Consider the following 24,587-nt stretch of genomic DNA (forward strand, 5'->3'; position numbering starts at 1 on the left):
CCGGGCGCGCGACGACGGTCGCGCGCCCGGCCGTCTGTCCGTTTCAGCTCCGGGTGAAGGTGCCGAGGCCGTCGTGGTCGAACTGCTCGACGACCACGGTGGCGGCCTTCCCGTCCGCGCCCACCGCGAAGGTCACCCCGGACAGGCCGGCCGCGTTCTCGCCCCTGGTGCGGAAGCTGAACACGTCGCCGTCGTAGTGCTGGAGCGGGAAGCGCAGGTTGTCCGGCCCCAGGCTCATCACCAGGCCGCCGCCGTCCCCGGAGCTCACCGTCAGCGGGCCGAAGTAGTCGTTGCCGTACGTGCCGAGGTAGGCGCTGTCCGGCTTCGCCGGGGCCGCTCCGGCCGGCGGGGAGGCGTAGTCGGTCGGCGACACCGGGCTCGCCGCCGCGGCGGGCACCACCTTGCCCAGGAAGCCCAGCCAGTCGACCGTCTCGTGACCGTACTGGGCGAGGTCGAAGAACTCCTCGGCCACCGCCTCGGGGACGCCGGTGGGCTGGCCGTTGGTCAGGACGACGATCCCCAGCTGCTCGGACGGCAGCAGGGTCACCACGGTCGCCGCGCCCAGCGAGAAGGCGCCGGAGTGGTTCAGCCGCAGCCGGCCCTCGGCGTCGTAGCTCACGTTCCAGCCCAGGCCGTAGAAGCCGGTCCGGCCGGCGGGCGCGGTGGTCGGGCTGGAGACGGTCTGCGGCAGCCGGGTCTCGTTGAGGCCCGCCGGGTCGACGATCTGCTTGCCCTCGAAGGTGCCGTCGGCGAGCTGCAGCCGCATCCACCGGCCGAGGTCCTGCACGGTGGAGCTCACCCCGCCGGCCGGGGCCTGCGGGTCGGGGTTCTCGGTGGTGCTGACCTGCCAGCCGGCGGCGTCGCGCACGTGCGGCGTCGCCTTGTTCGCCGCGCTGTCGTAGGCGGAGCGCAGGGAGCTGGTGGAGGTCATCCCCAGCGGCTTGTAGAGCACGTCCGCCGCGAGGTCCTCCCAGGCCACGCCCTTGGCCTTGGCGACGGCCACCGCGGCCTCGGTCAGGCCGTAGTTGGTGTAGGCGTAGCTCGCCCGGAACGGCGCCAGTCGGTGCTCCCGGAGGTGCTGCAGGATGTAGTCGCGCTGGTAGCCGAGGTCCTCCAGCAGGTCGCCGGCGTGGTCCGGCAGACCGCTGCGGTGGGCGAACAGGTCGGCGATCGTCACATGGCTGCTCACCCAGGGGTCGGCCAGGGCGAAGCCGGGATCGTGGGCGGTGACCGGGTCGTCCCACTTGACCGTCTTCTGGCCGACCACCCCGGCGACCACGGTCGAGGCGATCGGCTTGGAGACCGAGGCGAGCTGGAACACCGTGTCCGGGTCCACCGTCTCCGGCTTGCCGAGCTGACGCACGCCCAGGCCCTTGGCGTGGATCACCTTGTCCTTGTACACGACGGCGAGGGCCAGCCCCGGCACCCCGGTCTTCGTCAGGGCGTTCTGCGCGTAGTCGTCGATCCGGGCCACGGCGGCGTTCACCTGGTCCTCGGTCAGCTCGGCCGGGGGCTGCCGCGGCGGTGCGGTGGCCGGGGCGGAGGCCCCGGTCAGCGAGGAGGAGGAGCCGGGGCTCGTGGGGGCGGGTTCGGGGTCGCCGCCGGAGGCCGAGGTGCATCCGCCGAGCAGCGGGACGCCCAGCAGCAGACCGGCCGCCAGCAGGGGCGCGGTGCCGCGCGGCACCGGGCGGGGCGCGGTCCGGCCGGGCCCGGCGGCGGTCCACCGGGGTGCGCCGTGACGATGCATCGGGATCCTCCCTCGTCCGGGCGGCGCGGCCCGCATTCGGCGGCGCCGCCGTCCGCCTCACGGCGCGAGTATTCGACGGCCCGTGCGGCGCCCGCCCCCGCCGCGCACCCGGGCGGCGCGCAATCCACCCGTCCGGCGGCGTGGGCGAAGGGGGCGCGAGGTCGAGGGCCGGGGGGGCGGACGGCCCGGCCCCGGCGCCGGTCAGGCGTCGGACAGCAGCTCGCGGATCAGGCGGACCAGGGCCGGGACGGCCGGGTGCGGCGGGGTGTCGGCGCGCCGGGCCAGGAACAGCGGCACCGGCGGGGCGTCGGCGAGCGGACGGTAGGCGATCATCGGGTGACTGTGCAGCCGGGGGGTCGCCGCGGTCGAGACGCCGACGGCGCGGCCCCCGGCGATGGCGGTGAGCCACTCGTCGGTGTTGTCGACCTCGATCGTCGCCGAGGGGCGGGCCCCGGCCGGCCAGAGGTCGAGGGTGGTGGTGCCGGCGACCGTGTTCAGGACGACCGGCCGGGCGGCGAGGTCCGCGAGCGCGAGGGTCTCGCGCCCGGCGAGCTCGCTGTCCGCGGGGACGGCCGCCACCCGCTCCTCCTCCAGCAGCAGTTCGGTGACCAGACCGGGTTCGGTGACCTCACCCCGCAGCAGGGCGACATCGGCCCGGCCCCGGGCGAGGCCGGCGGTGCGGTCGTCGATCCGGCGCAGTTCGAGCGGCTGGTCCGGGTGTTCCCGGTCCCAGCGGCGCAGCAACGGCGCGGTGTACTCGCCGAGGGCCGGCCAGGGGTGGCCGAGGCGCAGCGGGAGGACGGTCAGCGCGCGGGGGTCGAGGGCGCCGTCGACGGCGGCGAGGGCGGCGGCGGCCCGGTCCCGGAAGGCCCGGCCGGCGGCGGTCAGCTCCAGGTGGTGGGTGGAGCGGTCGATCAGGCGGGTGCCGAGGTGGTTCTCCAGCTGGCGCAGGGTGCGGGAGAGGGCGGGCTGGCCGGTGTGCAGGCGGACCGCGGCGCGGGTGATCGTCCCCTCCTCGGCGATGGCGAGGAAGGCTCGCAGGTGGCGCAGCTCGATGGTCATGCCCGGGGAGCATAACCGCTGTCGGATCGGCATTTCACGCGCCGGGGGCGGATTCCTAGCGTGGAGGGCATGACGAGAACCACTTCAGGTATCGCGGTGCCGCAAGCACCGCCGGGGTTCGCGGCGGGCCTCCGGAGGGGCGGCGGGCCCCGGACGGAAGGCGCGCCCCGGCCGGTGGCCGCGCCCGCGCGGGTGGGCAGTGCCACCGGCGTCGGCATGGTGCTGGCCGGCACCCTCTCGGTCCAGTTCGGCTCCGCCGTCGCCGCCCTGCTGTTCCCCCGGGCCGGTGCCCTGGGCACGGTCGCGCTGCGGGTGACGATCACGGCCGTGCTGCTGCTCGCCGTCTGCCGACCCCGGCTGCGCGGGTACGGCCGGGCGGACCGGGCGGTCGCGGGCGCCTACGGGGTCGCGCTCGGCGGGATGAACATCCTCTTCTACCAGGCGATCGACCGGATCCCGCTCGGCCCGGCGGTGGCCCTGGAGGTCCTCGGGCCGCTGCTGATGTCGGTCGTCGTCGCCCGGCGGGCGGCCGGTCTGCTGTGGGCCGGGCTGGCGTTCGCGGGCGTCCTGCTGCTCGGGAAGGACGGCTTCGACCGGCTCGACCCGGCGGGTGCCGGGTTCGCGCTCGGCGCGGGCGCGATGTGCGCCGCCTACATCCTGCTCGGCGTCCGGGCGGGGCGACGCTTCCCCCGGCTGGACGGGCTGGCGCTGGCGATGGCCGTGGCCGCGCTGATGAGCCTGCCGCTGGGGATCGGCTCGGCGGGCGCCACCCTGCTGGAACCGGGGGTGCTGGGGCTGGGGCTGGCGGTGGCGCTGCTGTCCTCGGGGCTGCCGTACACGCTGGAACTGCTGGCGCTGCGACGGCTGTCCGCGCCGGCCTTCGCCGTCCTGACCGGGCTGGCCCCGGCGGTCGGGGCGCTGGCCGGATTCCTGGTGCTGGGACAGGAGCTGTCGGCGGCCCAGTGCCTGGCGGTGGTCCTGGTGGTGGCGGCCGGCGCGGGCGCGGTCCGGGCGGGTGCGCCGAGGCCGCCGCGCGGACGGGGCGCCCGCCGGCGCGGCCGGGGAGCGGTCCCCTCGCCACGATCGGCTCTTCGCCGGCCGAACACGGGCTCGACGGAATGACCGCCCCGACGCCCCGGGGCGCAAGAACTGCGCCAGTCCGACGGTTCGGATCCGGCCGATTTCCCCGCACCGCCCCCGGAGCGCCCGCGCGCCTGCCATGCTGACCAGCGGCAATGCGCTCCGAGTAGTCGGAGCGTCACACACCGTTGACGAAAGTCCGGGTGGGCACGTGCAGTACTCGATCAGCGCGGCGGCGTTCGTCGCGATCATCATCCTGATCCGCCTCCGGCGCCGGACCGAGGCCCGGAGCCGGGGCGACGAGGCGTTCACCGTGTTCAGCAGCATCGTGCTCGGCGTCCTGATCGCCGGCACGGGCTGGGGGAACGCGATCCTCCAACTCGTCGGCGTGGCCACCCGGGCCACCCACTGACCGGGACGGAGGACGGTTGACCGGACGCCGAACTCCCGTCCGCCGCCGCAGGCGTGGCCGCCGCCCGCCGGGCGACGGGGTGACCTGGCTGGTGGGCGCGGCGATGGCGGCCGCGGCGCTGCGCTGGCTGGCGGCACACCGGTGGCTGCTCGTCCTCGCCGCCGTCGCGACCGCCGTGGCGGTGGCGGTCGCGGCGCACCGGCGCCTGCGCGCGGCGCGCGAACGGCGGTTGCACGCCGCACGGTTGCGGCTGGCGCTGACCGGACCGGGCGGCCTGGACCGGCTGGCACCGGACGCCTTCGAGTTCGCGGTGCGCGACCTGCTGGCGCGCGACGGCTGCCGCGCGCGCAAGGTCGGCGGGGCGAACGACCGGAGCGTGGACGTCCTCGCCGAGGACCCGACCGGCCGCCGCTGGGCGGTGCAGTGCAAGCACAAGCAGGACCCCGTCGGCGGCAGACCGGTGGGCGTCGGCGTCCTGTACGCGCTCGCCGGCACCTACCGGCGCAGCCACGGCGCCCATGTGGCGGTCGTCGTCACCAACGGCCGCTTCTCCCGCGAGGCCCTCAAGTGGGGGGCTGAGCAGGGCATCCTGCTCGTCGACCGGCCCTCGCTCGCCCGCTGGGCCGGGGGCGGCCGCCCGCTGTGGGAGGTCCTGCCGCGCGTCCCGGCCCCCCGCGAGGGCCGCCACCGCTGACCGCCGGTCGTCGACCGCGGGGCGGTTCCACGACCGGACGGGCTCTGGCAGGATCGGCCGAATGGAGAACCGCGAGGGGACGGGGCCCCGGTTGGTCGTCGGAACGGGCTACGCGCTGTACCGGGGACCGCTCGCGGACAGCCACACCCACCGGCACGCGGCCTTCCAGGTCGCCTTCGCCCCCGGCGCGGCCGACCCCCTGCCCACGGTGACGGCCACCGACGGGCACGGGGTACGGCACCGGGGTGCCGCCCTGGTGGTGGCCCCGATGGTGCGCCACCGGATGGAACCGGTCCGGGAGTTGGTGACCTACTTCGTCGACCCGCACTGCGCGTTCGCCGACCGGCTGCGGACCCCCGGCGGCCCGGGCATCACGGTGGCGCCGCACTGGCACGGCCTGCGGGAGGAGCAGGTCCGCCCCGCCGGGGCGCTGCCCTCGGACCGGGTCGACCCCCGGCTGCGCGCCGCGATGGAGGCCGCCGGCGACGACGCCGTCCCGCTGGCCGGTCTGGCCGCGCGGGTCGGGCTCTCCCCGCAGCGCCTGCGGGCGCTGGCGCAGGAGCAGTTGGGCCTGCCGCTGGCACGCTGGCGGATCTGGCGGCGGCTGGCCCGCGCGGCCGACGCGCTGCGCGCGGGCAGCACCCCGGCCGAGGCCGCCCTCCTCGGCGGCTTCGCGGACCAGGCCCACTTCGGCCGCCGGATGCGGGAGATGACGGGGCTGACGCCCGCCGCGGTGCTCCCGGCCCTGCGCCCGGTCCCGCCTCCGGTCGGCGGTCAGGCCCGGCGGGCCACGTAGAGCGAGAGGGAGCCGGTGAGCGTCGCGACGGTCTCGCTCTCCCGCACGTTCTCGAAGCCCGCCTCCGCGATCAGCCGGGGCAGGATCCCGTCGGCGTTGGGCTGGGTGTCCGCCTTGCCGTCGGCCAGCTGCACGAACCGGAACGCCAGCCGCATCGCGGCCGTGCGCTGCTTGCCGTAGTCGGCGATCACCAACTTGCCGCCGGGCCGCAGCATCTCGTGCATCGCCGTCAGCACGGCGCGCTTCATCGGCACGGGGCACTGATGCAGGACCAGGCTGGAGACGACGGTGTCCGCCGTCCCGGCGCCCACGATCCCGGCCACGGCGTCGCCCATGCCGAGCCGCCACTCCGGGGTGCCGCCCGCCGCACCGTCGGTGGCGGCGGCCTTGCGCCGGGCCACCTCCAGGGCCTCCGGGTCGGGGTCGACACCGATGACGGTGGCACGCGGTTCGACCCGGTTCAGGAGCACCGCCAGCGAGCCGGTGCCGCAGCCGACATCGACCACCACGTCCTCCGGTCGCGGCGCGACGTGCATGGCGACCAGGCTGCGCCACAGCCGCTCCCGGGTGAGGGCGACCACCGGGTCGTAGAGGCGGACCGGCGCGAAGCGTCCGGCGGCGGGGGTGAAACTGCGTTCGGTCATGGGCAGCAGTCTTGACCCGGCCCCGGGGCCGCGTCTTGAACGAATCGCTCGCCCGGGGGCCGGGGCACGACGGCCCCGGCCCCCGGGATCAGCCCACCGCGGCGACGAGACGCTTGAGCTGCGGCGTCACCAACTCCGTGCGCAGGGCCGGGGCGTGGGCGGTGTCGTCGGCGGTCAGGAACAGCACCCGGTTGTCGCCCACGGCCGCCCAGAGATACACCCTGGTGAGTCCGCCGGGCGAGGTGACGGCCCCGGTGGGGGTCCGCACCTGGAAGCCGACGGCCGGCACGTCGAGCCCCGGCGACGGGACCGGCTCGACCGTCAGCTGGACGCCGCCCTTGCCGTTGTCGACCCGGAGGCCGGTGCAACCGCCTCCGGTCACCGCCGCCCGCAGCGCCTCGAAGCGCTCCCGGGACAGCCCGTCGGCCAGCCCGGCCACGTCGATCTGGGTCCGGTTGGCGAGCACGTTGTTCCCGGTGACGTACCAGCGGCTGACGGACCCGGCCGGTCGCTCGAACATCGCGCGGAGCACCGGCGCGCATTCCGGGTGTTGCTGCGCGGCCGCCTCGGCCTTCGGGTCCAGGACGGTGGCCGTCGACGCGACGGCCGGGGCCTCGGCGGTACTGCCCGGCGGCAGGTCGGCGTCGGGCAGCAGGGCCGCGGCGAGTTGCTCCCCGGACAGGGCGGCGCCCGGGCGCCACGCCGCCCCGGGTGGCGGGGCGGCGTGGTCGTCCGCGGCAGCCGACGTGCTCGCGGCCGCCGACGTGCTCGCGGCCGCAGACGACGTGCCCACGGCCACGGCCGGGGACGAGGACGGTGACGAGGACGGTGACGAGGCGCAGCCCGCCGTGAGGGCGAGCAGCGCCAGGATCGCCGGTGCGACCCGTGCGACTCGTGCGGTAGGTCCGGTCGGCCCGGTCAAGAGGTCTCCATTCGTCGTTCCCGGATGCCAACCCGTCAGGAGTGGGCGCGCTCCCACAGCTCGGTGACCTTGCCGGAGGCGTCGACGGCCACCTTGTAGTCGCCCGCCGAGCAGGGGTAGGAGCCCTTCTCGCTGTGCGGGGAGGCGAGGCACTCGTTGATGTGCTTGACGACACCGGCCAGGTCGACGTCCTTCGGGGCCGCCATCACCGAGCTGAGGTGCCCCTTGGCGGTGGGTGCGAAGGCCGCCGTCCGGTCGGCACCGACCGGTTCGAAGGACACGTCGTTGACGCCGCAGGCGTCCTTGGTGTCCCGGTAGGTGAGGGTGGTGGTGCTGGTCCCCTTCACCGGGTAGATCCACTTCTGGCCGGCGGGCAGCGGCACGTGGGTGCAGAAGCCCTCCGGCTCGTCGGAGGCGGACCCGGCGGGCGCGGTGGACCCGGCGGAGGCGGGCGCGGTGGTCGGCGCGGCGCCCTTGGTGGCGGGCGCACTCGCGGCGGCGGTCGGCGCGGTGGTGCCCTTGGCGCTCTGGTCGGGCGAGTTGTCCGGACCGCAGGCGGCCAGACCGAGTGCGGCGGTCGCGACCAGAGCCGTGGCGAGCAGTCTCCTGGAAACGGGCATGACGAAGGAACCCCCGTGTAATGCATGATCAGATGAATGGTGCGGCCGACAGACTAGCGTCTTTCGCGGGCGAACCCTTCCGGCCACCGGCACCCCCCGAAAAGGTCCTGCCCCACGGCTTCGGACAGGAAGGAGTGCGTGGCGGCCGAAGGACGGGTCCCGGGGTCGGCCGCTACGGACGCTCGGGCCTGCGAGCGTGGAGCAGGGCCGCGTCGAGCGGGAGCGGGGTGTGGGCGAGGAGGTCGAGGCCGGCGGCGCCGAGGAGGTCCGCGTAGTGGTCGGCGCGGCGTTCGCGGCCGCCGACGTTGCACATCATGTGGACGTCCCAGGCGGTCGCCAGGGAGGCGGATCCGTCGGCGGGCAGCAGGCGTTCGACGATCAGCAGGTCCGCGTGCGCGGGCATCGCCCGCTCGCAGTGCCGCAGGATGGCGCGGCAGCGGTCGTCGTCCCAGTCGTGCAGCACCCGGGAGAGCAGGTAGACGTCGCCGTCGGCGGGGACGTCGGCGAAGTCGCCGACCCGGTAGGTGCAGCGGTCGGCGCAGCCGGCCTCCGCCATGGTGCGGCGGGCGGCCTCGACGGCGTGCGGGCGCTCCAGGAGGACGCCGCGCAGCCCCGGGTGGGCGGTGAGCACCCGGGCGAGGAGTTCGCCGTTGCCGCCCGCGACGTCGACGACGGTGCCGCCGTCCGGTCGCGCGGCCGCGGCGGCGAGGGCCGGGTGCGCGGGCACGGGGTCGAACATCCGGGTGCTGGCGGCCATCGAGCGGTCGAACAGGTCGGCGAGTTCGGGGTCGCGGGCGAAGTGGTCGAAGTGGTTCTCGCCGAAGAGGTGGTCGAAGGCGGTCTCGCCGGTGCGCACGGTGTGGTCGAGGGCACCGAAGGAGCGGTAGAACGGCCCGCCGTACATCAGGGCGAGCGGCCGCATCGAGGCCGGGGCGTCCTCCCGGAGCAGCGCGCCGACCTCGGTGAGACGGACGCGCTCCCCCTCGGCGGTCACCACGCCGAGCATCGCGAGGTAGCGCAGCAGGGTGGCCAGGGCCCGGGGGTCGGTGCCGGTGCGGTGGGCCAGGGCGGTCCGGTCGACGGACTCCCCCTGCGGGACGGCGTCGGGCAGGCGCAGCCGGGCGCTGGCCGCCAGGGCCTGGGTGGCCCAGGCCCCCGTCAGCAGGCGCAGGAGCGTTTCGGCAGGCTGGTCGGTGGGCGCGCCGGTGGACGAGTGGGCCGCCGGGCGGTCGGCCGGGCCGTCGGCCAGGTGACCGGCCAGGACGTCGCGGTGGTCGCCCGGCGCGTACAGCTCCACCCGCCGGTAGCCGGCCAGGGCGGCGGCGGGCACGGTGAAGTAGAGGACGGTGCCGTTCTCGTGCGGGTTGTAACCGCCGCCGTCGGGGACGGCGCCCTGGTCGGCGAGCAGGGCGCACAGTCCGCGCAGGAGCAGCGGTTCCGGGCGCAGCACCTCGAACGCGAGGTGCGCCTCGTGCTGGTGGACCCGCTCGTGCTCGGCGACGTCCCCCAGGTCGGAGCCCGGCGGGACGGTCAGCGCGAACACCTCGACCGCGCGGCGGGTGCCGTCCGCCGCCCGCACCCCGGGGCGCAGGATGGACACGTCCAGTCCGGCGGCGTCGCGGCCGTGGCGGGCGGCGAGCCGGTCGCGGACGACGGAGCTGGGGAGCGGCGGGGCGTCGGCGGTCAGGCCGCAGGCGGCGAGCTCGGCGCGCAGGGTGGCCGGGTCGGGCGGGAACACCAGCAGGGCGGCGTGCGCGAACGCCAAGTGGCGGGTGAGGGCGTGGAGTTGCGGGCCGTCGAGGCCGGGGAGGAGGAGCGGCAGGAGGGTGGATGTGTCGTGGCGACGGACGAACTCGGCGGCCGCGCGCAGGCAAACGCTGTCTTCGCTGCCGCCGTCCGGGCCGGTGGCGGGCGCCGCGGTGGCGCCGGCGGTCATGGCGGGAGTGGTCATGGCAGGGGTGGTCATGGCAGGGGTGTCCTCGGTGCGGTGCGCCGACGGCCGGTACTGCTCGATGGGCCGACGGGGATCGATGAGCTGTCGGGGATCTTGTCGGGGCTCGGGAGGGTGCGGGGCCCGGCGAGGGGTGTCGCTCACAGGCCGACGTAGTTCTCGGCGAACCAGTCCTGTTGGGTGCGCGACGTGCGCAGCGCCTCCAGCCGGGCGCGGCGGAGTCCCGTCTCGAAGCCCGACGGGACGCCCTGGGGGGTGGGCGCCGCGTGCAGCAGCCGGACCATCCAGTGCGAGAACTCCATCGCGCGCCAGATGTGTTCCAGGCAGCGCCGGGAGTAGTCGGCCAGCGCCCGGCCGTCGCCGTGGGCGAGGTCGTCGACGAGGGCGGCGGCGAGCAGCTCCGCCTCCAGCACCGCGAGGTTGGCGCCCTTGGCCGCCGAGGGGGTGGGCATGCTCGCGGCGTCGCCCGCGAGCAGCAGGGCGCCGTGGCGCAGCGGTTCGACGACGTCGCTCTCCAGATCGACGACGGTACGCGCGACGACGCTCCCCCGGTGCAGCGGACCGTGTTCCGCCGCGCGCATCCGCAGGTCCAGTTCGTCCCAGATACGTTCCTCGTCCCAGTCCTCGGGCGCGGTGCCGCGCTCGCACTGGAGGTAGTAGCGGGTGATGTCGGACGTGCGGGCCATGTGCCCGGCGAAGCCCCGCTCGTGCACCGCGTAGCCGACCGCGTCCAGGCTGGGCGGTGCCTCGACCAGCAGGCCCAGCCAGGACAGGCCGTGGTCGTGGCGGTGGACGACCGTGCCGGGCGGCAGCGAGCGGCGGGCGGCGCCGTGCCGGCCGTCGCAGCCGGCGACGTACCGGGCCCGCCACCGGAGGGGCTCCCCGTCGGGTCCGCGCGCCTCGACGGTCGGGCGGTCGCCGTCGGCGTCCAGCACCCGCAGCGCCTCGGTGCCGAACCGGACCTGCCCGCCGGCGTCCAGGAAGGCGGTGAGCAGGTCGGCGACGAGGTACTGCTGCGGGTAGACGGTGTGGCGCTCGCCCCGGGCGAGCCGGGCGTAGTCGAGCCGGAAGCTGCCCTCGGCGGTGCGGAACTCGCAGGTGGCGTGGGGTCGGCCGTGGCGGCGCAGGCCGTCGGCGAGGCCGTGCCGGTCCAGTACCCGGACGGTGTTCTCGGCGAGGAAGCCGGCCCGGGCCCGGCTGTGTAAGCGGGCCCGCTCGGCGCGTTCCAGGACGACGCAGTCGATGCCGGCCCGGTGCAGCAGGTTGGCCAGGACCAGACCCGCCGGGCCCGCGCCGAGGACGACCACCTGGGTGGTGCGGTCGGCCGTGCTCCTGGCCGAGTTGTCCGCGGTGTTGTCGGGGGCGTTGTCGGCGGCGTTGTCGCTGTTCGAGAAATCCTGACGCTCAGTCACAGGAAGTGGATCATAATCACCGTCGGATACATGAAACGACGTAAATCACCCTCACGGGTGAATAGGGTGACAATGCTTCCTTTCCGGTCGTGGACGCCGATCGTCCGCCCACGGTCGGATTCGCCGCCCTCCGGCGGCCGTGGCACAGTGGCGCGATGAAGACCATCGGCCTCCTGGGCGGTATGAGCTGGGAATCCACCGCGACCTACTACCGCCTGCTCAACGAACTCACCCGGGACCGGCTGGGCGGCCTGCACTCCGCCAAGTGCGTGCTCTACTCGGTGGACTTCGCCGAGGTCGAGCGGCTCCAGGCCGCCGGGGAGTGGGAGACGGCGGGCCGGCTGCTCGCCGAGGCCGCCCGCGCCGTCGAGGCAGCGGGCGCGGAGCTGCTGCTGATCTGCACCAACACCATGCACAAGGTCGCCGACCAGGTGGCCGACGCGGTGTCCGTCCCGCTGCTGCACCTCGCCGACGCGACGGCCGCGGCGGTCCTCGCCGCCGGGGTGACCCGGGTCGGGCTGCTGGGCACGGCCTTCACCATGGAACAGGACTTCTACCGGGACCGGCTGGCCTCCCACGGTCTGGACGTCCTCGTCCCCGACCCGGCGGGCCGGGCCCTGGTGCACCGGGTGATCTACGAGGAGCTGTGCCTCGGGGTGGTCCGCGAGGAGTCCCGGGCGGAGTACCGCCGGGTGATCGCCGGGTTGGTGGCGGCGGGCGCCGAGGGCGTGATCCTCGGCTGCACCGAGATCGAGCTCCTGGTGGGGCCCGACGACAGCCCGGTCCCGGTCTTCCCCACCACCCGCATCCACGCCGAGGCCGCCGTCACCGCCGCACTGTGACGCCGGTGGCGATGACGGTGGCGGCGGCGCTACCGGTGCCGGTGCCGGTAGCGCACCCGGTCCGACCGGGACGACCACGACGACCCGTCCGACGAGCGGAGTGCCCCGCCCCGGCGACGGCCGGGACGGGGCACAAGGGCGGCGAGGACCGCGACCTACAGGTCCTCGGTCCTCACGACGTGGCCGCGAGGCCGATCAGCAGATGGCAGAGGAACACGGCCGGCAAGTAGCCGACCACGGCCCCGACGGGCCAGCGGGCCGCCCCGCTCCGGTCGAAGCGGCGGGCGGCGAGGGCGGCGACGACCACCGGCAGCAGCGCCAGCCACCCCCACCCGGCCGGTCCGCCCGCCCACGGCCGCAGCACCGCCAGCGACACCGCGGCGGACGCGGCGGCGGAGCCGAGCGCGAGCGCGACGGTCGTGCGCAGGCCGAAGACCCGGACATAGGTGCGCTCGTGCGCTCCCGGCTCGCGGACGACCTTGCGGACCAGTTCGTGGTGGGTGGCGGCCAGCATGATCACCACCAGCAGCGGCAGCACGTGCTTCCCGGCCCGCGCGACGGTGTCGCCGTCCAGCCCGGTGTCGTGCAGGAACACCGCGTACAGGTAGAGGTTGAGCAGCACCTGGACCGGGGAGCTCAGCAGGACGCCGCTGACGACAGCGTCCCCCCGCGGCCACCCGAGCCACAGCTCGGACCCCACCAGCAGCACGGTGTAGAGGAGCTGGGCGGCGATCAGCAGCAGGGCGGCCCGATTGCCGGCGTTGAGGAGGAGCAGGAACGCGGCCCCGGCGCCGAACAGCAGGTACAGGTCGCGCGGCAGTACGGCGCCGCGCGCCAGCGGGCGGGACGGGTTGTGGCGCCGGTCGTACGGCAGGTCGCGCAGGTCGTCGGCGGCCCGCATCAGGAGCAGGTCGACCAGCACGGTCAGCGCGGCCCCGACCGTGCCCCAGCCCGGCCGCCAGTCCACGACCCGCGCGTCGGCGGCGGCGAACAGCCCGGTGGCGCCCAGCGCCCACACCCCGGCGAACACCAGCGACAGCGGCAGCGGGAAGCTGCCGCGCAGGAAGGCCACGAGGCGCACGGCGAGCGGGCCCGGGTCGGCGGGACCGGCCGGCCCACCGGCCGGGGTGACCGCCTCCGGGCCGGCGGCGGCGGGCCGGGCGGCCGGGGGGCTCACGTGCTCCGCCCCTCCGCGGCGGGGACCGCCGCGGCACCGGCCGCCGTCCAGCGGACCGGCAACTGCCAGACGCCGTTGATGAACATCGTCCGCCGCCAGTCCAACTCGTCCTCGGGGACGGCGAGTTCCAGCACCTCGAAGCGGCGCAGCAGCGCGTCGACGCCGATCTGCAGCTCGGCCCGGGCGAGTTCGGCGCCCAGGCAGAGATGACGGCCGTACCCGAAGGCGAGGTGGGAGCCGACGTCCGCGCGGTCGGGGTCGAAGGCGTCCGGGTCGGTGAAGACGGCCGGGTCGCGGTTGGCGCTGTCGGTGAGCGGCACCACGATCTGCCCGGCCGCCACCGGACAGCCGCCCAGCACGGTGTCCTCCTTCACCAGGTGCGGCGCCCCGCCGGTGTTGTTGAGGGAGCTGAAGCGCAGCATCTCCTCGACCGCCGCCGGGATCCGCTCGGGCTCCGCGCGCAGGCGCTTCACCAGGTCGGGGTGGCGCAGCAGGAGCAGCACGCACATGCCGAAGGAGTTGCCGGTGGTCTCGTAACCGGCCATCAGCATGCCCGAGCCGAGGGAGACCACCTCCCGGTCGGACAGCCGCTGCTCGGGGTCGTCGTCCGGGCGCAGCGCCAGCCTGGTGAGCAGGTCGTCGGCCGGGGTGCCGGCCTCGGCGGCGCGCCGCTTGCCGTCGACCAGGGCGGTGAAGTACGCGTCCATCCGCGCCTGGGTGGCGGCGACCTCCTCCCGGGTGTGACCGGAGGTGGACATCAGGATGTCCACCTTCGCACGCAGCATCGCGCCGTCGTCGAGCGGGACGCCGAGCACCTCGCAGATGACCCGCATCGGGAACGGCACGGTGAAGCCGCCCACGAGGTCGGTCTCGCCGGCGGTGGCACCGGCGGTCAGGTCGTCGAGCAGCTCCTCGGCGAGGGCCTCCAGGCGCGGCCGCAGCAGGCGGACCTGGCGGGCGGTGAACGCGGGGAGGATCGCGCGCCGGCGCCGGGTGTGGTCGGGGGCGTCGGCGGTGGCCAGCAGGACGGACTCGGTCTTGCGGGCGAACAGCGGGCGGGCGAGCTCGGTGTAGCCGGCCCGGCTGAAGCGGTCGTCGCCGAGGACGGCCGTGACGTCCTCGTGCCGGGTGACCAGCAGGGCGGGCTGCCCGCTGGACAGTTGCACCGGGTGCGGGGCGCGGGCGTGCAGGACGTCGTGGTACGCGTCCGGCGGGCGCACGTCGCCGGCGGGCGGGAAGGGGAAACGGGCCGGGTCGTCGGTCATGTCCTGTCGCCCTTCTCGGTGGTGGCGGTTCCGTCGGTCGGGGCGGTCCCGACCGGCGCCTCGGGCTTCCCCGGCTCCTGCGGCTTCTCGGAATCGCCCGGCTCCTGCGGCTGTTCGGACGGCGGCAGCAGCCGCACCGTCCCGGCCGCGCCGTCGAGCTCGATCCAGGCGCCGTCGGGGATCGCCGTGGTGGCCCCCGGCACGGCGACCACGGTGGGAACGCCGAGCAGACGGCCGGTGATCGCCGTGTGGGACAGCAGGGTGCCGCGTTCGACGACCATGCCGGTCGCGGACATCATCAGGAACAGCCAGCCCGGATCGGTCTCCCGGGCGACCAGGATCCGCCCGGCGGCGAGGTCCGGGTCGGTGGACGGGTCGAGCACCACCTTGGCCCGGCCGCGCACCACGCCGCCGCTGGAGCCGATGCCCCGCAGCAGTCCGTCGTCGGCGGCGGCGGCCTTGCCCACCGCGCTCGCCCTCGGCAGCGCCCGGGCGAGCGGCAGTCCGGCGGGCGTGCCCAGCAGGGCGGGGCGCTGCGGGTTCTTCGCCCAGCGCTCGCGCTGGGTGCGGCGCAGCGCGACCAGGGCCCGCAGGTCGGTCACGGTGCCGGTGCCGTCGAAGGCGCCGATGACCTCCTCCACGGTCAGGTCGGCGACGTCGAGCGCGTCGTCCAGGACGCCGGTGCGGGCGAGTTCCGCGCCCAGCCGCCACATCACGTCGCGCGACAGCCCGAACAGCTGGGTGCGGCAGAACCGGGTGTCCTCGCGGATCCGGGCGAGGTCGCGGGCGAGGGAGGTGACGCCGAGCAGGACGGCCCGCCGGACCGGGTTCGGGAGCACCTCGTGCAGCCGTTCGCGGGCCTTGCGGGCGGCCGCCTGCTCGTCGGCGCGGCTGGCCGCCACCGTCGCGCCCTGGCGCACCAGCGGGCGGATCAGCGCGAGCACGGTCCACGGGCGCTGGCGGGGCGTGGGCTCCTCCAGCTTCAGGTCGTGCAGCGCGCGGTCGCCGTAGCGGGCGACGTAGCCGCGCGCGGCGTCGCGGACGGCCGCACCGTGCTGGCCCTCGACGATCCGCTGCCACAGCTGCTCGGGATCGCTCGCGTCGTCGAGCACGGCGGCCCGCAGTTCGGGCACGGCGCCGACGAGTTCGGCCAGACCCATGGCCGCGCGCACCGCCTCCAGCGAGCGGTTCTCCCGCCCGCCGCCCATCAGCCCGACCAGGACCTGCGGGCCCTCGCCGGTCCAGCGACGCAGCAGGACGCTGCCCGCGCCGAGCACGACGAGCGCGATGAACGCGTTCACCAGGGTGACGCCCCAGCGCTCGCCGGCGCGCTCCCAGAGCCGCCGGTAGAAGGCGATCAGCTCCTCCGGCGAGTCGCCGATCGTCTCGGCCTCGGCCATCTGCCGGTCCCACCAGCGCAGGAAGCTCTTCACCTGCCACGGGTGGAGGGCGCTGCGCCAGGCCAGCCGGGGCAGTGCCAGGGCGACGGCCGGGGCGGCCCAGCGGCGCTCGCCGCGGGCGGGGCCGGTGATGCCCATCGCCTGTTCCCAGCCGCGGCGCACGAGTTCGAACATCGGCATCTGCCCGTGCAGGGCGTGCCAGTCGTCGAGCCGGTAGTAGACCTGGCCCTCCAGGTAGCCGACCATCCGGGCGAGGCGGTGGGCGTTGTCCCGCACCCAGGACTCGGGGACGCCCATCCGCCGGTAGAGGTCGGTGAAGGAGCGGCGGTAGAACTCGCGGGACTGGGAGAACGTCAGCGCGCCGGAGACACCGGGGAAGCTCTCGGTGATGTTGTGGTTGCCCCAGTAGACCTGGTCGTTCCCCGGCTCCTCCGTCGCGGCGTCGGCGGTGGCGGTGGCGGTGGCCGGGGCGGTCCCGGCCGTGGCGGCACCGGTGGCCGGGGAGGTCCCGGCCGTGGGCGGCGCGGTGACCAGCGGGCGGGCCTGGAGCAGGTGGACGACGCCGTCCTCGGTGAGGGCGCCCTCGATGTCCTGGGGGACACCGAAGAGTTCCTCCACCCGCACGGCCAGCTCCGCCACCGCGCGCACCTGGTCGTCGTCCAGCACCGGGACGTCGGCGAGTTCGCCGGCCACCGGCAGCAGCACCGGCGCACCGGCGGCGGCACCCTCGGCCAGGCCCATCGACCACTGCTTGCGCACGGTCAGCGCGGTCACCTCGTCGGTGGCCGGGTCGTGGAAGAAGTGGTCGATGTCCGCCTTCTCCTGGACGACGCCCTCGCCGATGCCGTAGGCGGCCGCGACGACCCGGCGGACCGCGCCGTCGCGCGGGTCGCGGGTGAACGCGACGAACGAGCGGGTGCCGAGCACCATCCGCTGGACGCCGACGGCCACCCGGGCGCGCAACGGGTCCAGACCGCGCAGGGTCCGGTAGCGCACGGCCTGCGGGTTGAACGCGGAGGCCCAGCAGCCCAGGACGGCGTCCTCCAGGCCGTCCTCGTCGACGTAGAGGAAGCTGTCGCTCATGCCCGCGAACGGGTCGACCGCGCTGTCCTCGCCGATCGCCTCGGCCGCGTCGTTCTCAGGAGCGTCGTTCTCGGGAGCGTCGGAAGCGCCGTCGGTCCCCGTACCGGCCGGGACCACGCACGCCCGCACCGCGACCAGGCCCTCCGGCCCGGCCACGGCCGCGAACTCCTTGCGGATCCGCTCGGCCAGCGCCACCGGCAGCCGCGCGCCGCCCAGCGCCTCGCGGGCCGCCGCGCACCAGCTCTCCACCTCCGCCCGGTCGGCGCCGTCCGCCGGTTCGGCGGGCAGCGACGGGCGCAGCGCGTCCAGAGCCTCGTCGAAGGCGGCGGCGGGCAGGCAGAAGAACTCCGGTACCCGGAACCCGGCCCGTCGCAGCACCTCCTGCCGGGCGAACTTGTTCCCGACCCGGGCGGCGTCGGCCAGCACCTCGCCGCCGTCCGTCGCCGTGGTCACCACGAGATCCGTCATGCGCCCCCACCGCCCCATCCCGTGCCGCCCCAGCCGTCCAGGTGCAGCACGCTGTCCACCGGCCGGCGCGGCGCCGGTCCGAATCCGTCCCCCAGCACGTGCGCGGTGGGGATCAGGGCCCCCTGGCGCACGTCGCCCGGCAGCCCGAGGAGGTCGGCGACCTCCTGCTCGGCGTCCAGGTGCACCGTCGTCCACGCCGTTCCCAGGCCGCGGGCGCGCGCGGCGAGCATGTAGCTCCAGGCGGCGGGGAGGAGCGAGCCCCACACCCCCGCCTGGTTGGCCGCCGTGAGCCGGCGGCTGCCGAGCTCCAGGCACGGGATCACCAGCACCGGCACCTCGTGCAGGTGCTCCGCCAGGTGCCGGCCGCCGGCCAGCATCCGGTCCGACACCCCGCCGGCCGACACCCCACCCGCCGATGCACTGCCCGCAGGCGCGCCGCTCGCCGACGCCTCTCCGGCAGCCGCTCCGTCGGCGGCGACGGTCGGCGGGTAGCGGGCCTCGAACGACCGCCGGTAGACCTCGGCGATCCGCTTGCGCAGCCCGTCCTCGGCCACCACCAGCCAGTGCCAGCGCTGGGTGTTGCCGCCGTTGGGCGCCTGGAGCGCGATCTCCACGCACTCCCGGACCCGGTCGAGGTCCACCGGGCGCGTCAGGTCCAGCCGCAGCCGCACCGAGCGCGTGGTGGTGAGCAGTTCGTCCGGCGTCGTCGGCACCCCGACCCGCGACGGGCGGGCGGAGGCGCTCACCAGAGACCCGGCACGAGGCGCGAGTGCCCGGCCGCGTAGTCGCGGTAGCCGGGGATGTTCAGCAGCATCCGCTCCTCGGTGCGGATGCGGAAGGTGATCGCGGCGGCGAGCACGACCAGCAGCACCACGCTCAGCGGGTTCAGGAAGAACACCACGAGGCCGACGTGCGCCGACAGCATTCCCGCGTAGGCGGGGTGCCGGATGAACCGGTAGACGCCCCAGGTGACGACCTGGTGGTCCGTCTGCCGGGTCACATGGTGCGAGTAGAAGCGGCCCAGCGTGCGGATCGCCACCTGCCTCAGCACGACCCCGCCGACGAACACCGCCGCCGGGACCAGCAGCAGCGGCGACCACTCGTCCCAGGGCAGCGGCCCCAGCACGGCCGCGGACACGGTCGCGATCCGGGCCGTGGCGTAGAACAGCAGCGACGCCGACTCCCGCGGCGCCGAGCCGGAGGTCCGGAAGGTCACCGGGATCTCGACCGCCAGCCACGCCAGGTAGCAGGCGGCCAGCACGGCCGCCACCAGGTCCACCCCTTCGCCCGCGTGCCGCAGGTGGACCACCAATCCGGTGGCCACCGCGAGCACCGCGACGACGAACAACAACTGCGGCGCCCGCACCGCCCACGACGTGCCCGTGCCCGTCACCTGTTCCGCCCCACTCACTTCGCCGACCTCCGCTTCAAGTAACCCGCACGGCTGAGGGTGTGGACGCCGATCTGCAACCGGCCGTACCCCTCGCCGCTCTCCGCGTCCACGACCGCGAACCGGTACACCGCGCGCGCCCCGCGCGCCGGTGCGAACTCCCACCACAACTCCAACGGCACCTCGATCGGCAGGCCGGTCGGCAGGTCGGCCTCCAGCGACAGCCAGAGCATCTGCGCGTCGAGGTCCCGCCCGTGGGCCGTGTGGCCGAGCATCGTCGCCATCTGCCGCGCCGACTCGACCAGCGCGCCCATGGTGTGCACCCCCGTACCTGCCAGTCGGTGGCCCGGTGGCGGCACCAGTACCGCGGCCCGCTCGACCCGCACCGCACCGCCGAGCAGGACGTTCTCCGGGCGGTGGCGGTGCACCAGCGCCGGATCGGCGGGCACCGCGGGCTCGGCGGGAACCCCGCCCTCCCGCCCGGCCCGCACCGGGGCCGGCGTCCCGCCGAAGCGGACCGAGGCCCGGCTGACGGCCTCGCCGTCCTGCAGCGCCACCAGCTCCCAGGCCGGTCCGTCGTCGGCCGCGATCGGACCGCCGCGCAGCCACACCGGGGAACCCAGCTCACACATCCGGTCGAAGCTCATCGAGAGCCGCAACCGGCCGCCGTCCGCGTCGACCCACTCCGGAGCCCGGGCCCCGAGGACGTCCAGGACTCCCGCCACCAGCACCATTCCGGGCACATGGTCGAGCGGGTGATCGAAGAAACAGAAGTCCTTCTCGTCCACCACCACCGGGACGACCACCCCCGGCCCCGGTCCGCCGACATTTTCGGACGGAACCTCATCTATTTGGTCGAATCCCTCCCCCCGGAAGTCTTCTGACGAACTGTCATGAACCGATGGAACGTCAGTTCCATATGAGACACCTGGTACCAACGAGGTCACGAGGACCGAGGTAACCATCGATCACCTGTCCGAGCAACCCGGACCGGCCCACGCCCCGACCGGACCCCGCCAGCGACCAAAAACACCCGCAGCGATGGCCGAAAACCCCATCGCCGACACCGGCCCGCGACGCCTACGGGTGGCCCAGGAGTGGCCCGTGACGGCGAGGGCGGCCGGGGGCGGTCGAGGGCGGCCCGGGGCGGCGGGGAGCCGCCGCCCCGGGCCGGGCCGCGCCCCGACTACGGCTGCAGCATGACGAGCAGCTCGGTACCGGGCACCAACTTCCGGTTGACGGAGGTGGACTGGACGAACACCGTGTAGGCGGGGTTGTCTCCGGGCTTGACGGTGGCCTCCGAGGCCGGCAGGCCCAGGAGCCGGCGGGCCGCCGGGCCCGAGAACACCTTGCCGGTCATCCGGCCCGTGGCCGGGTCCTTCTCCGCGACGGCGAGCTGCTTGCCGCCCTGGATCCGCTCCCGCTTGGACAGCTCGTAGAAGGCACAGCCCGTCCGGTAGGTGTGCCCCGCGCCGGTGACGAACTCGCGGATGGGCAACGGCTGATCGACCGGGACGAGGGCGTAGGCACCCGCGTCCAGGGCGTCGAGCTCGGCGGTGACCGCCGCGGCGCTGAGGTCCTGGCCCATGGTGAAGAGGTTCTTGGTGCCCCGCACGCCCTTCTCCCGGCCGCGCAGGAAGCTCGTGGCGGCGGACTTGACGGTGCCGATCGCCTCCTCGACGCCCTTGCTGGAATCGGCGTCCCAGATCGCGATATTGCCCGCGGGGAACCCGTATTCCTGGGCGGTGCGCTTGGCGAGCGAATTCGGGACCAGGATCGCCGACGTCCAGTGGTCGGGAAGCCCGGCCATGGCCCCGTGGATCCGCTCCATCCAACCGCGCAGCACGGCCTTCCCCTTGGCCCCCGGTATACGGATGTGCATCTTGCCGCTCTCGGAACAGCCGGAGGCGTTCTCCTCCCCGTCCGTGACGACGACCTGGAGGAAGGAGTGCTCCCCGTAGCCCTCCCAAATGTTCTTCAGATCGTCGACGGACTTCACGGCCGCCTCGATCAGCGCCGTCGCGCCGTTGTCGACGCGGTAGAGGCCCTTCAGGGACGGCAGATGCTTGACGTCCATGTCCCAGACGAGGTTCCGCACTTCGTGGTCGAAGGCGTAGAGGCTGATCCTGGTCTCGTGCCCGAGCCGGTCGGACTCCTCCTGGAGGCCCTTCACGAACTCGTCCACGACCCGGACCAGCTGCTGCTCGTGCTGGCGCATCGAGCCGGACTTGTCGACCACCAGCGAGACGTGGTTGACCTTGTGGTCGATCCTGTTCGTGGACATTGTTCTCCCCTTTTCCCAACGCCATTTCCGGCGCCTTCCGGCGCTCCCCTCGGCGTTGTTCCAACCCTATGCGGAGGCACTGACAATTCCGCCGGACCGGGAGGGGGCCCCGGTCGGGGAATCCGAGGGCGCGTCAGATCGGAAAATCGGGTCGGGGTGTCGGGCCGGGGGGCTCGGGTCAGGGAGTCGGACCGGGGAGTCGGACCGGGCCGGGGGCGGTGCCCGTGGCGTGCGCGTGCAGCAGGACCGCGAGCGCGTCCGCGTACGGCCGGGGACGGCGCCGGCGCGGCAGGGCGAGGCCGAAGTGCCGGGCGGGGCGCGGCGGGGTGACGGGGACGACCCGGGTGCCGGGCTGCGGCGGGTCGAGGGCGACCTGCGGGACGAGGGAGACCCCGACCCCGGCGGCGACCAGCGCACGGGCGAAGAAGTAGTCGGTGGTGGAGCCCGCCACCCGCAGTTCGAAGCCGGCCATCAGGGCGTGGCGGCGCAGGAAGGCCTCGGTCTTCGCACAGCCCAGCACCCACGGGTCCTCAGCGAGTTCGGAGAGGTCCAGGCCGTCCCGGCCGGCCAGCGGATGGTGCTCGGGCAGGACGACGGACAGCGGGTCCGTCATCAGCGGCGTCCACTCCAGACCGGAGCGGTCGCCGGGGACGACGGGCAGCGGCCCGTCGAAGTGGTAGGCGAGGGCGAGGTCGGCGCTGCCGTCGCGGACCATCGGGAGGCTGTCCTCCGGTTCGCGCTCCACGATCCGCAGTTCGACCTCCGGGTGCGCCGCCGCGAACCGGGCCAGCACCGGGGGCAACAGGTGGCGGCCGCCGCTGGTGAAGGTGGCGAGCGTCAGCCGGGGCCGGTCGGCACCCAGGCGCGCGATCCGCTGCTCGGCGTGCCGCAGTTCGGCGCCCACCGCGACGGCGGCGTCGACCAGCAGACGCCCGGCCTCGGTCAGCCGCACCCCGCGCGTCGACCGCTCCACCACGATGGTACCGAGACCGCGTTCGAGGGCCGCGATCTGCTGGGACACGGCGGAGGGTGTCAGCAGCAGCGCGGTCGCGGCACGGTTGAAGCTGCCGTGCTCGGCCACGGCCTGGAGCATGGTGAGCCGTCTGACGTCGAGCATCGTGGTTCCCCCCGGGTCCGCGCAGGTGCCGCCGCCCCGCTCCCCGGCGGTGTGCGGCGGGTGGGCGCGGAGAGGACAGTACCCCGATGACACCGCATCCGGGTACGGACGATCGGTCGGTCCTCCGTCCGACCGTCCGACCGTCCGACCGTCAGACCGGTCGCTCAGCCCTCGGCCGGACCCGGCCCCGCCCCGGACCCCGGCGGAACGGGCGTCAGGACCGTGCCGACCAGCTCCGCCAGCCGCGCCCGCAGCTCCTCCCGGCCCAGGCCGCCCGGTCCGGCCAGGTGCTCGACCAGGTCGGCCCGGATCGCGGCGAGCAGGACGTGGGCGGTGAAGCCGCTGTCCGCCGCGACCGGAACCCGCTCCAGCAGCGTGCGGAGCAGCGCGTGCCAGCGCGCGTAGTGCTCCGTCCGGTACGGGCTGGCCTCGCCGTCCTCCAGGGCCAGGGCGAGCGCGCGGTTGTCGAGCTTGAAGCCGAGCAGGGCGTCGAGCAGGGCGGGGACGCGCTCGGCCGGCGGGGTGTCCGGTCCGAGCGGCGGCGGGCCGGTCCCGACGGCGTCGCCGAGCGGTTCGAGCCGGGCCTCGTACAGCGCGCGGAGCAGCCCGGCCCGGTCGCCGAAGGCCCGGAACAGCGTGCCCTTGCCGACGCCGGCCGCCGCCGCGACCTCGGCCATGGTGACGTCCTCGGCGTTCTCCCGGCGGGCGAACAGGGCGTCGGCGGCCGCGAGAACGGCCTCCCGGTTGCGGACGGCGTCCTTGCGGGACCTGTGCTCGGACATGCGTCCGCTCCTCTCCCGTACGGGCCCGGGGTCAGCGCCGATGAAACGGACCGGTGGTCCGTACGGCCGGAGGACGAGGATACCCAGGCCGACCGGGCGGGGCCGCCGCGCGGCACGGCGGGGCGGCGCGGGCCGACGGGTCTTCAGGCCTTCGGGTCTCCGGATCCTCGGATCGTCGACTCTTCGTGTCCTCGGGTCTTCATGTCTTCAGGTCTTCAGGTCTTCGCATCTTCGGGTCTTCACCAAAGATCCGCGAGGTCGACCCCCAAGAGATCTTGACCCCGGCGGGCAGATAGTATGTACCCGCACGTGAGGCCCGGCAGAAGGCTTCCCGTTGCGTGCGGCCGCCCACGAGGCCTCTTTCCGCATGCCCGCTCCCGTCTGCCGACACCCGTGGCGCCGTCCGTGACCCTCGACGCCGGACGGGCACCACCGGGTCGCCGACCCGTCCTGCCCGCACCGCCGCGCGCGGGGACCCCCGCACCGGACCGTGGCCCCGCGCGGGCCGCTCCCGTGCGTCCATCAACGAAACGTCAGCTCAGGTATTCTCATGCACCCCCACCCCGCCGTCATCGACGGCTTCCACTACGGCTGGCTCAACCCGGTCCTGTCCTACCTGGTCGCCTGCACCGGCGCCGCGCTCGGCCTGCGCTGCACCGTCCGCGCCCTCGACCTGCCGCCGCGCAGGCGGCTCGGCTGGCTGCTGCTCGGCGCCGCCGAGATCGGCTGCGGCATCTGGACGATGCACTTCCTGGCCATGCTGGGCTTCACCGTCAGCGGCTCGACCATCCTCTACAACGTGCCCCTGACGCTGTGCAGCCTGGTGCTGGCGATCGTGGTCTGCGGCCTCGGCATCCTCTATGTCGGCTACCGGCCGCGACGCCTGAGCACCCTGCTGGTCGGCGGCACCGTCATGGGCCTGGGTGTGGCGGCGATGCACTACCTCGGCATGGCCGCGATGCACGTCCAGGGGCAGGTGTCCTACGACACCCTCACCGTGGCCGGCTCGATCGCGATCGCCGTCGCCGCGTCCGCCACCGCGCTGTGGATGACCCTGAACATCACCGGCCTGCTGGCCTCGCTCGCCTCCGCGCTGATCGCCGGGGTCGCGGTGGTCGCGATGCACTACACCGGCATGGCCGCCGTCTCGGTGGTGCTGGACGGTCGGACCCCGGTCGGCGGCCTCCCCGCCTCGCAGTTCATCACCCCGCTCGCGGTGGCCGTCCTCGTGCTGCTCTCGCTCGGCGGGATCGCGCTGATGCTGTCGCCGCACGACGCCTCGCTGTCCGGCCTGGACCGCGACCGGCCGGAGCCGGTCCGGGTGCCGCTGTTCGAGCGCCAGGACTGACCGGCTCCCCGCCCCCCGGCCGGGAGCTCCGAAGCCGAACGGCCCGGCCGCAGGGAAGATCCTGCGGCCGGGCCGTTCCGCGTCCGGTGCC

General features: G+C 74.9%; 22 protein-coding genes. 6 read left to right on the plus strand and 16 right to left on the minus strand.

Annotation, left to right across the window (positions count from 1 at the left end; translation table 11 throughout):
• Positions 1–43: 43 nt before the first annotated feature.
• Positions 44–1,747: a serine hydrolase gene (locus ACW14Y_RS03910; RefSeq protein WP_456985872.1), complete on the minus strand. Its 1,704-nt coding sequence runs from the start codon at positions 1,745–1,747 to the stop codon at positions 44–46.
• 201 nt (positions 1,748–1,948) lie between these two features.
• A complete protein-coding gene (locus ACW14Y_RS03915) occupies positions 1,949–2,809 on the minus strand; it encodes a LysR family transcriptional regulator (RefSeq protein WP_456985873.1) in 861 nt (286 codons plus the stop codon).
• A 69-nt stretch (positions 2,810–2,878) separates the two neighbouring features.
• On the opposite strand from ACW14Y_RS03915, the gene ACW14Y_RS03920 reads away from it, so the two are divergent.
• From ACW14Y_RS03920 to ACW14Y_RS03935, 4 genes are all read left to right on the plus strand, one after another.
• Positions 2,879–3,931, plus strand: coding sequence for an EamA family transporter (locus ACW14Y_RS03920; protein WP_456985874.1), 1,053 nt, complete (start codon positions 2,879–2,881; stop codon positions 3,929–3,931).
• A 169-nt stretch (positions 3,932–4,100) separates the two neighbouring features.
• Positions 4,101–4,301 carry a hypothetical protein gene (locus ACW14Y_RS03925; protein WP_380312313.1) on the plus strand — a complete coding sequence of 67 codons (201 nt, stop codon included), beginning with the start codon at positions 4,101–4,103 and terminating at the stop codon, positions 4,299–4,301.
• 16 nt (positions 4,302–4,317) lie between these two features.
• Entirely contained in the window at positions 4,318–4,995 is a 678-nt protein-coding gene (locus ACW14Y_RS03930) for a restriction endonuclease (protein ID WP_456985875.1), read from the plus strand.
• A gap of 61 nt (positions 4,996–5,056) precedes the next feature.
• On the plus strand, positions 5,057–5,791 hold the full coding sequence (locus ACW14Y_RS03935) for an AraC family transcriptional regulator (RefSeq protein ID WP_380312316.1): 735 nt from the start codon (positions 5,057–5,059) through the stop codon (positions 5,789–5,791).
• On the opposite strand, the gene ACW14Y_RS03940 is transcribed toward ACW14Y_RS03935, so the two are convergent.
• From ACW14Y_RS03940 to ACW14Y_RS03960, 5 genes are all read right to left on the minus strand, one after another.
• A complete protein-coding gene (locus ACW14Y_RS03940) occupies positions 5,770–6,435 on the minus strand; it encodes a class I SAM-dependent methyltransferase (RefSeq protein ID WP_456985876.1) in 666 nt (221 codons plus the stop codon). The two genes, ACW14Y_RS03935 and ACW14Y_RS03940, sit on opposite strands and share 22 nt — an antisense overlap.
• Before the next feature lie 88 nt (positions 6,436–6,523).
• Positions 6,524–7,228 (minus strand): hypothetical protein, encoded by a 705-nt coding sequence (locus tag ACW14Y_RS03945; protein WP_456985877.1) that lies wholly within the window; start codon positions 7,226–7,228, stop codon positions 6,524–6,526.
• A gap of 164 nt (positions 7,229–7,392) precedes the next feature.
• Entirely contained in the window at positions 7,393–7,977 is a 585-nt protein-coding gene (locus ACW14Y_RS03950) for a hypothetical protein (RefSeq protein ID WP_402724343.1), read from the minus strand.
• Between the two features lie 172 nt (positions 7,978–8,149).
• Positions 8,150–9,913, minus strand: a complete 1,764-nt coding sequence (locus ACW14Y_RS03955) for a methyltransferase (RefSeq protein WP_456988052.1) — start codon at positions 9,911–9,913, stop codon at positions 8,150–8,152.
• A gap of 155 nt (positions 9,914–10,068) precedes the next feature.
• Positions 10,069–11,235, minus strand: a complete 1,167-nt coding sequence (locus ACW14Y_RS03960; protein ID WP_456988054.1) for a 4-hydroxybenzoate 3-monooxygenase — start codon at positions 11,233–11,235, stop codon at positions 10,069–10,071.
• Positions 11,236–11,495: 260 nt separating this feature from the next.
• On the opposite strand from ACW14Y_RS03960, the gene ACW14Y_RS03965 reads away from it, so the two are divergent.
• Positions 11,496–12,182: an aspartate/glutamate racemase family protein gene (locus ACW14Y_RS03965; RefSeq protein WP_380299779.1), complete on the plus strand. Its 687-nt coding sequence runs from the start codon at positions 11,496–11,498 to the stop codon at positions 12,180–12,182.
• Between the two features lie 172 nt (positions 12,183–12,354).
• On the opposite strand, the gene ACW14Y_RS03970 is transcribed toward ACW14Y_RS03965, so the two are convergent.
• The 9 genes from ACW14Y_RS03970 to ACW14Y_RS04010 form a co-directional block, all read right to left on the minus strand.
• Positions 12,355–13,359 (minus strand): UbiA prenyltransferase family protein, encoded by a 1,005-nt coding sequence (locus tag ACW14Y_RS03970; protein WP_380442927.1) that lies wholly within the window; start codon positions 13,357–13,359, stop codon positions 12,355–12,357.
• A complete protein-coding gene (locus tag ACW14Y_RS03975) occupies positions 13,356–14,624 on the minus strand; it encodes a cytochrome P450 (RefSeq protein ID WP_456985878.1) in 1,269 nt (422 codons plus the stop codon). Before ACW14Y_RS03975 ends, ACW14Y_RS03970 begins: the two co-directional genes overlap by 4 nt.
• Positions 14,621–17,575 (minus strand): PEP/pyruvate-binding domain-containing protein, encoded by a 2,955-nt coding sequence (locus ACW14Y_RS03980; protein WP_456985879.1) that lies wholly within the window; start codon positions 17,573–17,575, stop codon positions 14,621–14,623. The genes ACW14Y_RS03975 and ACW14Y_RS03980 overlap by 4 nt, the downstream gene beginning before the upstream one ends.
• Positions 17,572–18,321, minus strand: a complete 750-nt coding sequence (locus tag ACW14Y_RS03985) for a nitroreductase family protein (RefSeq protein ID WP_380389909.1) — start codon at positions 18,319–18,321, stop codon at positions 17,572–17,574. Before ACW14Y_RS03985 ends, ACW14Y_RS03980 begins: the two co-directional genes overlap by 4 nt.
• Positions 18,318–18,986 carry a methyltransferase family protein gene (locus tag ACW14Y_RS03990; RefSeq protein WP_380299784.1) on the minus strand — a complete coding sequence of 223 codons (669 nt, stop codon included), beginning with the start codon at positions 18,984–18,986 and terminating at the stop codon, positions 18,318–18,320. Before ACW14Y_RS03990 ends, ACW14Y_RS03985 begins: the two co-directional genes overlap by 4 nt.
• Positions 18,983–19,771: an AfsA-related hotdog domain-containing protein gene (locus ACW14Y_RS03995; protein WP_380299785.1), complete on the minus strand. Its 789-nt coding sequence runs from the start codon at positions 19,769–19,771 to the stop codon at positions 18,983–18,985. Before ACW14Y_RS03995 ends, ACW14Y_RS03990 begins: the two co-directional genes overlap by 4 nt.
• A 380-nt stretch (positions 19,772–20,151) precedes the next feature.
• On the minus strand, positions 20,152–21,249 hold the full coding sequence (locus ACW14Y_RS04000) for a vWA domain-containing protein (protein ID WP_380299786.1): 1,098 nt from the start codon (positions 21,247–21,249) through the stop codon (positions 20,152–20,154).
• A gap of 178 nt (positions 21,250–21,427) precedes the next feature.
• Positions 21,428–22,366: a LysR family transcriptional regulator gene (locus ACW14Y_RS04005; protein WP_456985880.1), complete on the minus strand. Its 939-nt coding sequence runs from the start codon at positions 22,364–22,366 to the stop codon at positions 21,428–21,430.
• A gap of 164 nt (positions 22,367–22,530) precedes the next feature.
• Entirely contained in the window at positions 22,531–23,148 is a 618-nt protein-coding gene (locus ACW14Y_RS04010; protein WP_456985881.1) for a TetR/AcrR family transcriptional regulator, read from the minus strand.
• Positions 23,149–23,698: 550 nt separating this feature from the next.
• Between ACW14Y_RS04010 and ACW14Y_RS04015 the strand changes: the two genes are divergently transcribed.
• On the plus strand, positions 23,699–24,496 hold the full coding sequence (locus ACW14Y_RS04015; protein WP_327064034.1) for an MHYT domain-containing protein: 798 nt from the start codon (positions 23,699–23,701) through the stop codon (positions 24,494–24,496).
• Positions 24,497–24,587: the final 91 nt, after the last annotated feature.

This window comes from Kitasatospora sp. cg17-2 (genome assembly GCF_054031055.1).